The 11689-nt window shown below is 68.3% G+C and carries 11 protein-coding genes; 3 read left to right on the forward strand and 8 right to left on the reverse strand.

The window, feature by feature from the left end; translation table 11 throughout:
• The first annotated feature begins 5 nt into the window (after nucleotides 1-5).
• Nucleotides 6-1343, forward strand: coding sequence for an NAD(P)/FAD-dependent oxidoreductase (locus tag AC1DJH_RS24150; protein WP_478187404.1), 1338 nt, complete (start codon nucleotides 6-8; stop codon nucleotides 1341-1343).
• A gap of 14 nt (nucleotides 1344-1357) precedes the next feature.
• Here the strand turns inward: AC1DJH_RS24150 and AC1DJH_RS24155 are convergent, their stop codons facing one another.
• Genes AC1DJH_RS24155 through gcl form a run of 3 tightly spaced genes read right to left on the reverse strand, consistent with a single transcriptional unit; the run spans nucleotide 1358 to nucleotide 4892 of the window.
• A complete protein-coding gene (locus AC1DJH_RS24155) occupies nucleotides 1358-2266 on the reverse strand; it encodes a 2-hydroxy-3-oxopropionate reductase (protein WP_435486037.1) in 909 nt (302 codons plus the stop codon).
• Nucleotides 2267-2289: 23 nt separating this feature from the next.
• Nucleotides 2290-3087 carry a hydroxypyruvate isomerase gene (hyi, locus tag AC1DJH_RS24160; RefSeq protein WP_478187405.1) on the reverse strand — a complete coding sequence of 266 codons (798 nt, stop codon included), beginning with the start codon at nucleotides 3085-3087 and terminating at the stop codon, nucleotides 2290-2292.
• Between the two features lie 11 nt (nucleotides 3088-3098).
• Nucleotides 3099-4892 carry a glyoxylate carboligase gene (gene gcl, locus AC1DJH_RS24165; protein WP_478187406.1) on the reverse strand — a complete coding sequence of 598 codons (1794 nt, stop codon included), beginning with the start codon at nucleotides 4890-4892 and terminating at the stop codon, nucleotides 3099-3101.
• Between the two features lie 112 nt (nucleotides 4893-5004).
• Between gcl and AC1DJH_RS24170 the strand changes: the two genes are divergently transcribed.
• The gene (locus AC1DJH_RS24170; RefSeq protein WP_478187407.1) at nucleotides 5005-5907 is read left to right on the forward strand and encodes a LysR family transcriptional regulator; all 903 of its coding nucleotides are present in this window, start codon (nucleotides 5005-5007) and stop codon (nucleotides 5905-5907) included.
• Between the two features lie 28 nt (nucleotides 5908-5935).
• Here the strand turns inward: AC1DJH_RS24170 and AC1DJH_RS24175 are convergent, their stop codons facing one another.
• From AC1DJH_RS24175 to AC1DJH_RS24195, 5 genes are all read right to left on the reverse strand, one after another.
• Nucleotides 5936-7459, reverse strand: a complete 1524-nt coding sequence (locus AC1DJH_RS24175; RefSeq protein WP_478187408.1) for a carotenoid oxygenase family protein — start codon at nucleotides 7457-7459, stop codon at nucleotides 5936-5938.
• Nucleotides 7460-7469: 10 nt separating this feature from the next.
• The gene (locus AC1DJH_RS24180; RefSeq protein ID WP_478187409.1) at nucleotides 7470-7916 is read right to left on the reverse strand and encodes a DUF2141 domain-containing protein; all 447 of its coding nucleotides are present in this window, start codon (nucleotides 7914-7916) and stop codon (nucleotides 7470-7472) included.
• A gap of 147 nt (nucleotides 7917-8063) precedes the next feature.
• Nucleotides 8064-9209 carry an AI-2E family transporter gene (locus tag AC1DJH_RS24185; RefSeq protein WP_478187410.1) on the reverse strand — a complete coding sequence of 382 codons (1146 nt, stop codon included), beginning with the start codon at nucleotides 9207-9209 and terminating at the stop codon, nucleotides 8064-8066.
• A gap of 92 nt (nucleotides 9210-9301) precedes the next feature.
• Nucleotides 9302-10009, reverse strand: a complete 708-nt coding sequence (locus tag AC1DJH_RS24190) for a GntR family transcriptional regulator (RefSeq protein WP_435441592.1) — start codon at nucleotides 10007-10009, stop codon at nucleotides 9302-9304.
• 14 nt (nucleotides 10010-10023) lie between these two features.
• Entirely contained in the window at nucleotides 10024-11358 is a 1335-nt protein-coding gene (locus AC1DJH_RS24195; protein WP_472125660.1) for a C4-dicarboxylate transporter DctA, read from the reverse strand.
• Nucleotides 11359-11576: 218 nt separating this feature from the next.
• On the opposite strand from AC1DJH_RS24195, the gene AC1DJH_RS24200 reads away from it, so the two are divergent.
• Nucleotides 11577-11689: winged helix-turn-helix transcriptional regulator (locus AC1DJH_RS24200; RefSeq protein ID WP_478187412.1), on the forward strand; the 113-nt coding region annotated here is incomplete at its 3' end.

Here is an 11689-nt window from a genome sequence, read left to right on the forward strand (position 1 = left end):
AGCGCATGAGTACAGGACCTTTCACCACCACCGACCCCGACGTCGTGGTCATCGGCGGCGGCCCTTCGGGCTCCACCGTGGCCGCGCTGCTGGCGGACAAGGGGCACGACGTGGTGCTGATCGAGAAAGCGCAGCATCCGCGCTTTCACATCGGCGAGTCGCTGCTGCCCATGAACATGCCGCTGTTCGACCGCCTGGGCGTGCGCACCGAGGTGGAGGCCATCGGCATCAGGAAGCACGGCGCCGAGTTCGTCTCGCCCTGGCACGACCACACCAGCCATTTCGACTTCGGCCAGGCGATGGACAAGAGCTTTCCGTACGCGGTGCACGTGCGCCGCTCGGAATTCGACGAGCTGCTGTTCCGCCACGCCGGCAAGCGCGGCGCGCGCACCTTCGAAGGGCAGCGCGTCACGGGCGTGGACATGGACGCGGGCAAGGGCACGCCGGACAACCGGCCGGCCGTGAAGGTCAGGGCCGACGACGGCACCGAGACCGCCTGGCGTCCGCGCTTCGTGATCGACGCCAGCGGGCGCGACACGCTGCTGTCGAACCAGTTCGACGTGAAGCAGCGCAACCGCAAGCACGCCAGCGCCGCCCTGTACGGCCACTTTGCCAATGCCGAGCGCCGGCCGGGCCGCTTCGAGGGCAACATTTCGCTGTTCTGGTTCGACCATGGCTGGTTCTGGTACATCCCGCTGAAGGACGGCACGGTGAGCGTGGGAGCGGTGGCGTCGCCCGCCTACTTCAAGCGCCGCAAGGGCTCGCTGGAAGACTTCCTGATGGAAACCATCGCGCTCGCGCCCAAGCTGGCCGCGCGCCTTGCGAACGCCACGCTGATGGAGGGCGCCACCTCCACCGGCAACTACGCCTACGACTCCAAGTTCTGCCGCGGCGACCGCTTCATGATGGTCGGCGACGCCTACGCCTTCGTCGACCCGATGTTCTCCTCGGGCGTGTACCTGGCGATGAACAGCGGCTTCGAGGCCGCCACCGCCGCCGACCACTGGCTCAAGGGCGAGGCGAAGGAGGCCGAGCGCGCCTTCCGCCACTACGAGAAGGTCATGAAGCACGGGCCGAAGATGTTCTCGTGGTTCATCTACCGCATCACCTCGCCGGCCATCCGTCGCCTGTTCATGGCGCCGCGCAACGTCTGGCGCATGCAGGAGGCGCTGCTGTCCATCCTGGCCGGCGACCTGTTCCGCGATACGCCCATCGGGCCGCGTTTCTGGGGCTTCAAGGTGACGTACTACGCGTCGTGCCTGGGCATCCTGCCGCAGGCCGTGAAGACCTGGGCATGGCGCCGGCGCAACCTGAAAGAGTCGCTGGACGCAGCCAAGACCTGAGCGCAGCCTGGTGTTCAGTCGGGGGTGACCGTGTGCTGTGCCAGCGCCTCCAGCGCGCGCACCAGCGCCGAGTGGTCCAGCTGGCCGTAGCCCAGCGCCGCGCACGCATTCATCAGCTGCGCCGCGCCCGCCGTCTGCGGCAGCGACACGCCCAGCGTGCGCGCGCTCTGCATCGCCAGGTTCAGGTCCTTCTGGTGCAGCGAAATGCGGAACCCCGGCGCAAAAGTGCGCTTGATCATGCGTTCGCCGTGCACTTCGAGAATGCGCGAGCTCGCGAAGCCGCCCATCAGCGCCTGGCGCACGCGCGCCGGATCGGCGCCGGCCTTCGAGGCGAACACCAGCGCCTCGCTCACGGCCGCGATGTTCAGCGCCACGATGATCTGGTTGGCCACCTTGCACACCTGCCCGTCGCCCACGCCGCCTACCAGCGTCACGTTCTTGCCCATGCGCTCGAGCAGCGGCTTCACGCGCTCGAAGCTGCCTTCATCGCCGCCGCACATGATCGTCAGGCTCGCGGCCTTGGCGCCCACCTCGCCGCCCGACACGGGTGCGTCGACGTAGCCGGCGCCCGCAGCGGCGATGCGGCGTGCGAAGTCCTTCGTGGCGATCGGGTCGATGGAGCTGCAGTCCACCACGATCTTGCCGCTCGAGCCTTTCAGGCCCGCGGCCACGCCGTCCTTGCCCGGCTCGCCGAACAGCACCTTCTCCACGTCGGGCGTGTCGGGCACCATGATGAAGACGATGTCCGACTGGCGCGTGACCTCGGCGGCCGAGGCGCAGATGGTGGCCTTCGACACGAAGGGCTCCGGCGTGTTGCCGTGGGTGTTCACGAACAGCTGGTGGCCCGCGTCGAGCAGGTGGCCCGCCATGGGTGCGCCCATGATGCCGAGGCCGATGAATCCGATTTTCTGTTGCGTTGTCATGTCTGCGTTTCCTTGTCCGGTGCTTATTGCGGTTGCTGTTGTCCTGCCGTGAGCGCTTCACGCCAGCCGAGGCCGTCGACGGTGCCGCTGCGGGGCTTGTATTCGCAGCCGATCCAGCCGTCGTAGCCCAGCGCATCGATGTGCTGGAACAGCCACGGGTAGTTGATCTCGCCCGTGCCCGGCTCGCCGCGGCCGGGGTTGTCGGCCAGTTGGATGTGGCCGATGCGCGCCAGGTGCCTGGCGAGCGTGTTGCCCAGCTCGCCTTCCATGCGCTGTGCGTGATAGATGTCGTACTGCACGCGCAGGTTGGCCGAGCCGACCTCGTCGATCAGCGCCAGCGCCTGGTCGGTGCGCGTGAGAAAGAAGCCGGGAATGTCGAAAGTGTTGATCGGCTCGATGAGCAGGCGCAGGCCCGCCGCTTCCAGCTCTCGCGCGGCAATGCGCAGGTTCCCGACCACCGTGCGGTGCGCTGCTTCCGCGCTCACGCCCGCGGGCACCTTGCCCACCAGGCAGTTCACCTGCGGGCAGCCGAGCGCGCTGGCGTAGTCGATCGCCATGCCGATGCCTTCGATGAATTCGCCCGTGCGCTCGGGATGGCAGGCGATGCCGCGCTCGCCCTTGTCCCAGTCGCCGGCCGGCAGGTTGTGCAGCACCTGCTGCAGGCCGTTGGCGCGCAGGGCGGCGGCCAGCTCCTTCTTGTCGAAGGCGTAGGGAAAGAGGTACTCCACGCCCTTGAAGCCCGCCTTGGCGGCGGCCTCGAAGCGTTGCATGAAGGGCAGCTCGGTGAAGAGCATCGTGAGGTTGGCTGCGAACTTGGGCATGTCTTTCCTTCTCAATCGAGCATGGCCACCGCGAGGGCCGTGGGTGCGTCGGCCGCGCTCTCGGCCAGCGGTTCGAATTCGTTGATGGCGTCGATCTCGGTGCCCATCGCGATGTTGGTCACGCGCTCCAGCATCACCTCGATGACCACGGGCACGCTGAACTCGGCCATCAGCGCCTCTGCGCGGGCGATGGCGGGCGCCATCTCTTCCTGCTTGCGCACGCGGATCGCCTTGCAGCCCAGGCCTTCGACCACCTTCATGTGGTCCACGCCGTAGCTGCGCTCGATGCCGCTGTCGGGCGCCGCGTTGATGTTGTCGAACGCGAGCTGCACGCAGTAGTCCATCTCGAAGCCGCGCTGCGCCTGGCGAATGAGCCCGAGGTAGGAGTTGTTGACCACGATGTGCAGGTATGGCAGCTTGAACTGCGCACCCACGGCCAGCTCCTCGATCATGAACTGGAAGTCGTAGTCGCCCGAGAGCGCGACGATCTTGCGCGTGGGGTCTGCAGCGCGCACGCCCAGCGCGGCGGGAATGGTCCAGCCCAGCGGGCCGGCCTGGCCGCAGTTGATCCAGTGGCGCGGGTTGTACACGTGCAGGAACTGCGCCGCCGCGATCTGCGACAGGCCGATGGTGCTCACGTAGCAGGTGTCGCGCTCCAGGTGGTTGTTCATGCACTGGTACACGCGCTGCGGCTTCATCGGCACGTCGGCGAAGTTGGTCTTGCGCAGCATCGTCTTCTTGCGGTCGCGGCATTCGCCGGCCCATGCTGTGCGCGAGACCAGCTTGCCCGCGGCCTTCATTTCCTCGGCCACCTGCACGAACAGCTCGAGCGCGGCCTTGGCGTCCGACACGATGCCGAAGTCGGGCGTGAACACCCGGCCGATCTGCGTGGGTTCGATGTCCACGTGCACGAAGGTGCGGCCCTTGGTGTAGACCTCGACCGAGCCGGTGTGGCGGTTGGCCCAGCGGTTGCCGATGCCCAGCACGAAGTCGCTCGCCAGCATCGTCGCGTTGCCGTAGCGGTGGCTGGTCTGCAGGCCGCACATGCCGGCCATCAGCGGATGGTCGTCGGGTATCGCGCCCCAGGCCATCAGCGTGGGAATCACCGGCACGCCGGTGGCCTCGGCAAAGCGCACCAGCAGGTCGGCCGCGTCGGCGTTGATGACGCCGCCGCCGGCCACGATCAGCGGGCGCTCGGCCGCGTTCAGCATGCCGATGGCCTTCTCGACCTGGGCGCGCGTGGCGGCGGGCTTGTAGGGGGTGAGCGGCTGGTAGGCGTCGATGTCGAACTCGATCTGCGCCATCTGCACGTCGAAGGGCAGGTCGACGAGCACCGGGCCCGGGCGGCCCGAGCGCATCAAATGAAAGGCCTGCTGAAACACCTGCGGCACTTGGCCGGGCTCGCGCACCGTGACCGACCACTTGGTGACCGGCTTGGAGATCGACTCGATGTCCACCGCCTGGAAGTCTTCCTTGTACAAGCGCGCACGCGGCGCCTGGCCGGTGATGCACAGGATGGGAATGGAGTCGGCCCAGGCCGAGTACAGGCCCGTGATCATGTCGGTGCCCGCCGGCCCCGAGGTGCCGATGCACACGCCGATGTTGCCGGCCACAGCGCGGGTGTAGCCCTCGGCCATGTGCGAGGCGCCCTCCACGTGGCGCGCGAGGATGTGCGCGATGCTGCCGCGCTGGCGCAGCGCGGAATACAACGGGTTGATCGCCGCGCCCGGCACGCCGAAGGCCTGCGTCACGCCTTCCTTTTCCATCACCAGCACCGCGGCCTGGACCGCTGTCATCTTTGCCATTTGCATGTCTCCTTGAGGTGGGCCCACTGTAGGAAGCGGGGCGTGTTCGAAGAAGACGGCTGGAGGCCATAAAACCTATTCCGCCATGGAATAAGTGACTACGATGCGGGCCATGGATCGTTTGCTTGCAATGGAAATGTTCGTGCGCGTGGTCGAGACCGGGAGCTTCTCGAAGGCGGCGCGCGAGTTCAACACCACGCAGCCCACCGTGACCAAGCAGGTCGCGGCCACGGAAGCGCGGCTGAAGGTGCGCCTGCTCAACCGCAACACGCGCGGCGTGAGCCTCACCGAGCCCGGCGCGCTGTACTACGAGAAGTGCAAGACCATCGTGCGCGATGCCGAGGAGGCCGAGAGCATCGTGCAGCTGCGCCAGAACCAGGCGCAGGGCCTGCTGCGCGTGGGCACCTCGGTGGCCTTCGGGCGGCGCGTGATGGTGCCGCTGGCGCTGGAATACATGCAAAGGCACCCGCAGGTGCAGCTCGACCTGAGCTTCGAGGACCGCTACGTGGACCTGATCGCGCAGGGCATCGACATCGCGATCCGCATGGGCAAGCTGGCCGATTCGTCGCTGGGCGCGCGCTACCTTGGCGCCAACCCGTGGGTCATGGTCGCCTCGCCGGCCTACCTGAAGAAGCACGGCACGCCCAGGCGCGCACAGGACCTGGGCGCGCATGTGGCGCTGATCTACAGCAGCGTGGTGGGCGACGAGTTCTGGCGCATGCACACGCCCAAGGGCGACCCGGTGACGGTGCCGGTGTCGGGCCGCTTCCGCTCCAACAACCTGTCGGCGGTGCTGGCCGCGACGCGCGACGGCCTGGGCATTGCGCTGATGCCGCGCTACGTGGCGAGCGAGTCGCTGGCCACGGGCAAGGTGCGCGAGGTGCTCGGCGACCACGCGCTGCCCGAGCAGGAGATCCACGCCGTGTTTCCTTCTCCCAAGCTGGTGCCGGGCAAGGTGTCGGGCTTCGTGGCCTTCCTGCAGGGGCGCTTCGACGAAGGCTGGTGGGCCGCCTGAGGGGGCGCGTCCCTCTCTCTCTCTCTCTTCAGGCCGGCACGAAAGCGCCGTGCAGGCCGAGCGGCAGTGTGTAAGGCAGCGTGGCCTGCGCCACCGGGCCGGCCCCGAGCTGATCTGCGGCGAAGCACGACAGCACCGTCTTCTGCCGGCCGAAGTCGAGCACCGTGCCCAGCACCCACCCCGGCTTCGAGCCGTCCGGCACGAAGACGTGCTCTTCCACGATCGCCTGCGCGCCGTAGCTGAAGCGCTGGCTGCGGCCGGTCTCGACGTCGGTGCGTGCGACCGCGCCGAAGCCCGGCAGGTCGCGCCGGATCTGCGTGGCGTGAACCACCTGGCGATGGCGCAGGCCCACGCGGCGCGGATCGATGCGCGGAAACTCGGCCTCTAGCGCCAGGGCGGTCTGCGTGGCCGTGCCCGTGGCCAGGTTCAGCGTGGCCACGGTCAGGTGCGGGTCGGTGCTTTTCACGCGGCGCGCGCGCATCACCTCGCGGTTCGTGGTGAACACCGTGTCGGCGTTGTCCGAGCGCACGTAGTCGACGTGGATCAAGGTGCCGCGCGGCGTGTCTTCTTCCCAGGCGTTGCCCACGTGGAACAGGAAGCCGGTCGGCAGCGCCAGCATCTGGCGCTTGTCCCAGTCCTGCTTGTCGACCACCAGCGCGCGCATGCCCAGTTCGGGCCGCCACACGTGGGCGTCCAGAAAACTCGCGCCGGCCTCCTTGCGCTTGCCGTCGTACACCAGCGGCGGCATCAGGAACACAAGGTGCCGTTCCGTCACGGCGAAGTCGTGGACCATCGGCATGTCGGCCACGGGCACCACCGCCGCGCGGCGCAGCGTGCCCTCGGGCGCGATCTCGTACAGCGCCAGCAGGCCCTGGCCGGAGCTGACGCCGAAGTTCCACACCGTGCCGTCCGGGTCCACCTTCGGGTGCGCCGAAAAAGGCATGCCAGCGAGGTCGGCGCGCCAGGTCTTCACGCCCAGCGTGTCCAGCGTGCGCGCATCCACACGGGTGGCCGAGCCGCCTTCCCACAGCGCCAGCACCTCGCCCTGCAGCGGCAGCACGCTGGTGTTGGCCACGTTGATGCTGTCGGCCGAGGTCGGCGGCTCGACGCCCGGCGGCATGGTGCCGAAGGCTTCCATCAGACGGCGGCCGGCCTGCACCTCGGCCGTGCGCTTGGGCGTGGCGACATAGCGGCCCTGGTGGCGCACGTCGGCACCGTCGATCACGAAGCGATGCACCATGCCGTCGCCGTCGAACCAGTGGTGGTAGCGCTCGCCGCCCAGGTCGTGGCCCGCGGGCCCGATGCGAAACAGCGTGCCGGCCACCGCATCGGGGAAGCGCCCGCGCACCGTGGCGCGGGTCAGCGGCAGGTCGCCCGGGGGCGTGGCGAAGGCGGTCTTCCAGGGCGCGCCGGCGGCTTCGAACTGGGCCTGCCAGTTCTCAGTGCCTTCGGAGCCGGCGGCGCGCGCCAGCGAGGCCAAGGGGCTCAAGGGGCCCAGCAGGGGCAGGGCACCGGCAGTGGCGAGCAGGCGCAGGAGTTCGCGGCGTTCCATGGCGGGCTCCTCAGCGCAGGTGAATGACGGTCTGCAGGTCGGCGTCGACGCTGAACGCCGCGGCCTCGAAGTCGGGCGCGGCGCGGTTGCCCTTGGCGTCGTTGGAGAAGCCGTAGCGCTCCGTCGGCATGCCCATGAGGTTGGTGTCCAGCTTGCCGTTGCCGTTCTCGTCGGCGAACACCCGCAGCGCGTAGCGCCCCGGTGCCAGCCCCGCGAACACGAGCCGGGCCTTGCCACCCTGCATGGGCGCTGTCTGCGATGCCATGGCCTTGCTGGCGGTGTAGCCGGCGGCGTCGCTGTACAGCGCAACGTAGAGCGTGGCTTCCGCCGCCGGGCCGTCGGCGACGCTCAGGCTCAGGTCGGCGGCCAGGGCCCCGAGCGGCGCGAGCGGGACCAGGGCCGCGGCGGTGCACAGGGCGCGCACGGCCGGGCGGGACAGGAGAGAGAAAACATGCATGGCGGGCCTCTTCGGAAGTTGGAGGCCCGACGATCTCGCAGGTCGGCTGCAGTGCCCAGTGCCATGCGACGAAGCGCCGGAATGGGTGCGCCAAGTGCGCAAGGTGCGCGCGGTCGGCAACCAGGCGGGCCGGCGCCCGCCGGGGCGTCAGCCCTTCTTGCGGTCCTGGGCGCCTTGCGCGTGCCTGGCGCGTTCGGCCGCTTCGGGCGGCTGCTGCGGCACCTCGAGGCTCTCGTGCCCGCTGCCCACGTGCCCGGAGTCCGCGAACAGGCTCCAGGCCGCCATGAACAGCGCCGCGATCACCGGCCCGATCACGAAGCCGTTGATGCCGAAGATCGCCATGCCGCCGATGGTCGACATCAGCACGATGTAGTCGGGCATCTGCGTGTCCTTGCCCACCAGCAGCGGGCGCAGGATGTTGTCGACCAGGCCGATCACGAACACGCCCACGAAGATCAGCACGCCGCCCTGCCAGAAATGCCCCGTAGCCAGGAAGTAGATGGCCACCGGCCCCCAGATCAGCGCCGCGCCCACGGCGGGCAGCAGCGAAAGAAACGCCATCAGCACCGCCCACAGCAGCGCGCCCTGCACGCCGAGGAACCAGAAGGCCAGCCCGCCGATGGTGCCCTGCGCGATGGCCACGGCCACGTTGCCCTTCACGGTGGCGCGGATCACGGTGGTGAACTTGTTCAGCAGGTAGTGCGTGTGCGGCTTGGCCAGCGGCACGGCGTCGCGCATGGTCTTGGACAGCGTGGCGCCGTCACGCACCAGGAAGTACAGCAGATACAGCATCACGAAGAAGCTGACCACGAAGTCGAAGGTGTTCTGCCCGATCGTGAGCGCCTGGCTTGCCACCACCTGGCTGCCCTGCGCGGCACCGGCCGAGATGCGCGCCTGCCATGCGGCCATGTCGCCCAGGTTGAAGCGCTCCACCAGGTTCAGCAGCCACTGCGGCGCCGCGTCCAGGATCTGCTGGAAGTAGGCCGCGAAGTTGATCTGGCCCGAGCGGATGTTCTGCGTGACCAGCGCCACCTCCTGCACCAGCGACACGCCGATCATGGCCAGCGGCAGGATCACGATGAACAGGCAGATCGCCAGCGTGGACAGTGCGGCTGCGTTGGGCTTGCCGCGCATCTTGCGCAGCAGCCACTTGTACAGCGGCGTGAACAGGATCGCCAGCGCCACGCCCCAGAGCACTGCCCCGAAGAACGGCAGGAGCACCCAGATGAAGGCACCAGTGACAGCGGCGAGCAGGGCGAGGAAGACGCCGCGCTGGAGTTGGGGAGAATTCATAAGTGAGTCGGACTGTAGCCGAGCCGGTGCGCGGCAACGTGTCAGCGGGCGCGCCCTGGTGCGGCGAGTTCCGGCGCCTTCCGGCGCCGGCCTCAGCGCTTCGCGCGCGGCAGCGCCACGGGCGCCAGCGTGGCACGCAACCGGCTCGGCGCGTCGGGCTCGGCGGCGGCGTCGACCTCGAGCGCGCGCTCCACGTTGCCGATGTGCGCCAGCATCAGCTGGCGGGCCTTGCCGGTGTCGCCCTCTTCGAGCGCCTCGACGATGGCGCCGTGCTCCGCGCACGACTGCCAGGCCTCGTGCGTCGACTGGTACAGCGTGGCGGCCAGCGTGGTGCGCGCCGTGAGGTCGCGCAGCACGTCGACCAGCAGCTGGTGGCCCATCTGCTCGGCCAGGCACACGTGGAAATCGGCCAGCAGGAAGGCGCGCGTAGCCGCGTCGGCACCGTCGATGGCGCGCTGCTCGTCGGCGATGTGGTCGCGCAGCGTGCGGATCACCTTGGCCAGCGGCCGCCCCTCGCTCGCGGCCAGGATGCCGGCCTCGACGATGCGCCGCGCCGAAAACGCGTCGCGCGCCTCCTCGGCCGAAGGCTCCACCACGTACCAGCCGCGGCGCGACTGCACCTCCACGAAGCCGCGCGCCTGCAGCTGCATCAGCGCCTCGCGCACCATGGTGCGGCTCACCGAGAAGTTCTCGGCCAGCGCCTGCTCGCCGAGCCGCTCGCCCGGTGCGAGCTTCTGCGCGAGGATGGCCTCGACCACGCGTTCGGCAATGGCGGTGGGGCTGACGTCGGCGGCGGGCATGGGCATGGGGCGGTTCAATGGGCGCTGGAGGCTGGGGCGGTGCCGGTGTTTGGCACGACGGCATCGGCCAGCGGTTCGTCGTCGGGGGAATAGCGCCCGTCTAGCACTGCGTGCGCGCGCTCGCGGTCGATGTCGCCTTCCCACGCTGCGATGGCCACCGTGGCCACGCAGTTGCCGATCAGGTTGCCCAGCGCGCGGGCGATGCCCATGAACCAGTCCACCGACAGCACCAGCACCAGCCCGATGGCCGGAATCGCCGGAATGGCGTGCAGCGTGGCCGCCAGCACCACGATGGCAGAGCCCGGCACGCCGTGCGCGCCCTTGGAGGTGACCAGCGCAATCGCAAGAATGGTCAGCAGGTCGGCCATCGAGATCGGCGTGTTGGTGGCCTGCGCGATGAACACCGCCGCCAGCGTGATGTAGATCGAGAACGCGTCGAGGTTGAAGGAATAGCCCGTGGGAATGACCAGCCCCACCGTCGAGTCGCGAATGCCCATGCGGCGCAGCTTGGCCATGATCTGCGGCAGCACGCTGTCCGACGAGGTGGTGGCGAACACGATGGTGAGCTCCTCGCGCAGGTAGCGCAGCAGCTTGATCAGGCTGAAGCCCGACAGGCGCATCACCAGGCCGAGCACCACGAACACGAAGATCAGCACCGCGCCGTAGAACAGCGCCACCAGCATGCCCAGCTGCTTGAGCGAGCCGACGCCGTACTGCCCCACCGTGAAGGCGATGGCGCCCAGCACGCCCAGCGGCGCCAGCTTGATGATGATCCCCATGATCTTGAACAGCACCAGCGACGTTGCGTCGATCACCGCCGCCACGGGCTTGCCGCGCTCGCCCAGCAGCGTGAGCGCGCAGCCGAACAGCACCGCGAACAGCAGCACCTGCAGCACGTCGCCGGTGGCGAAGGCGTTCACCACCGTGGTGGGAATGAGCTTCATCAGGAAGTCGACCGTGCCGCCGCTGGTGAGCTTGTCGGCGTTCGACGCATAGGCGCTCATCGCGGCCGGGTCGAGCTTGGCCGGGTCGACGTTCATGCCCGCGCCGGGCTGGAACACAAAGGCCAGCACCAGGCCCATGGCCAGGGCGACGGTGGTCAGCACCTCGAAGTAGATCAGCGCCTTCACGCCCACCCGGCCCACGCGCTTCAAGTCGCCCGCGCCGGCAATGCCGTGCACCACCACGCAGAACACCAGCACGGGAATGATCATCTTGATCAGCTTGATGAACCCGTCACCCAGCGGCTTGAGCTTGACGGCGTACTCGGGGGCGAACAGCCCCGCGAGTACGCCCAGCACCAGCGCGATGACCACCTGACCGAAAAGCGATTTGGCGAAGCGAGGCATGGGTGCTCCTGTTGTCCGTGTTGTCAAGGTTTGCATGCAAGCAACGCCTTGTCTTGCATACAAGAAATGTAGGCAAGAAGACTTCGGGGCCGGAAGAGGGTATTCCCGGTATTGTTGATTGCCGCCGAAAATTGACCCAGCTAACGCAGTAATTTCCGTCTAAGACTGACCCACGTAAAACTCTACCCTGCTCATTTTTAAAGCAGGGGATCCTAGGAGTGATAGACGTGGCGACATTGAGTGTCATCAGACGTTGGGCCCTGCGCGAGCAGATGTCCATCCGCGAGATAGCCAGGCGTACAGGCCTGTCTCGCAACACCGTAAAGAAGTA

This window comes from Variovorax sp. 10N412, from assembly GCF_056394985.1.

Coding starts and splice junctions, on each gene's coding strand:
- AC1DJH_RS24150 (WP_478187404.1), top strand. CDS start 6: ATGAGTACAGGACCTTTCACCACCACCGACCCCGACGTCGTGGTCATC.
- AC1DJH_RS24155 (WP_435486037.1), bottom strand. CDS start 2,266: ATGACAACGCAACAGAAAATCGGATTCATCGGCCTCGGCATCATGGGC.
- hyi (WP_478187405.1), bottom strand. CDS start 3,087: ATGCCCAAGTTCGCAGCCAACCTCACGATGCTCTTCACCGAGCTGCCC.
- gcl (WP_478187406.1), bottom strand. CDS start 4,892: ATGGCAAAGATGACAGCGGTCCAGGCCGCGGTGCTGGTGATGGAAAAG.
- AC1DJH_RS24170 (WP_478187407.1), top strand. CDS start 5,005: ATGGATCGTTTGCTTGCAATGGAAATGTTCGTGCGCGTGGTCGAGACC.
- AC1DJH_RS24175 (WP_478187408.1), bottom strand. CDS start 7,459: ATGGAACGCCGCGAACTCCTGCGCCTGCTCGCCACTGCCGGTGCCCTG.
- AC1DJH_RS24180 (WP_478187409.1), bottom strand. CDS start 7,916: ATGCATGTTTTCTCTCTCCTGTCCCGCCCGGCCGTGCGCGCCCTGTGC.
- AC1DJH_RS24185 (WP_478187410.1), bottom strand. CDS start 9,209: ATGAATTCTCCCCAACTCCAGCGCGGCGTCTTCCTCGCCCTGCTCGCC.
- AC1DJH_RS24190 (WP_435441592.1), bottom strand. CDS start 10,009: ATGCCCGCCGCCGACGTCAGCCCCACCGCCATTGCCGAACGCGTGGTC.
- AC1DJH_RS24195 (WP_472125660.1), bottom strand. CDS start 11,358: ATGCCTCGCTTCGCCAAATCGCTTTTCGGTCAGGTGGTCATCGCGCTG.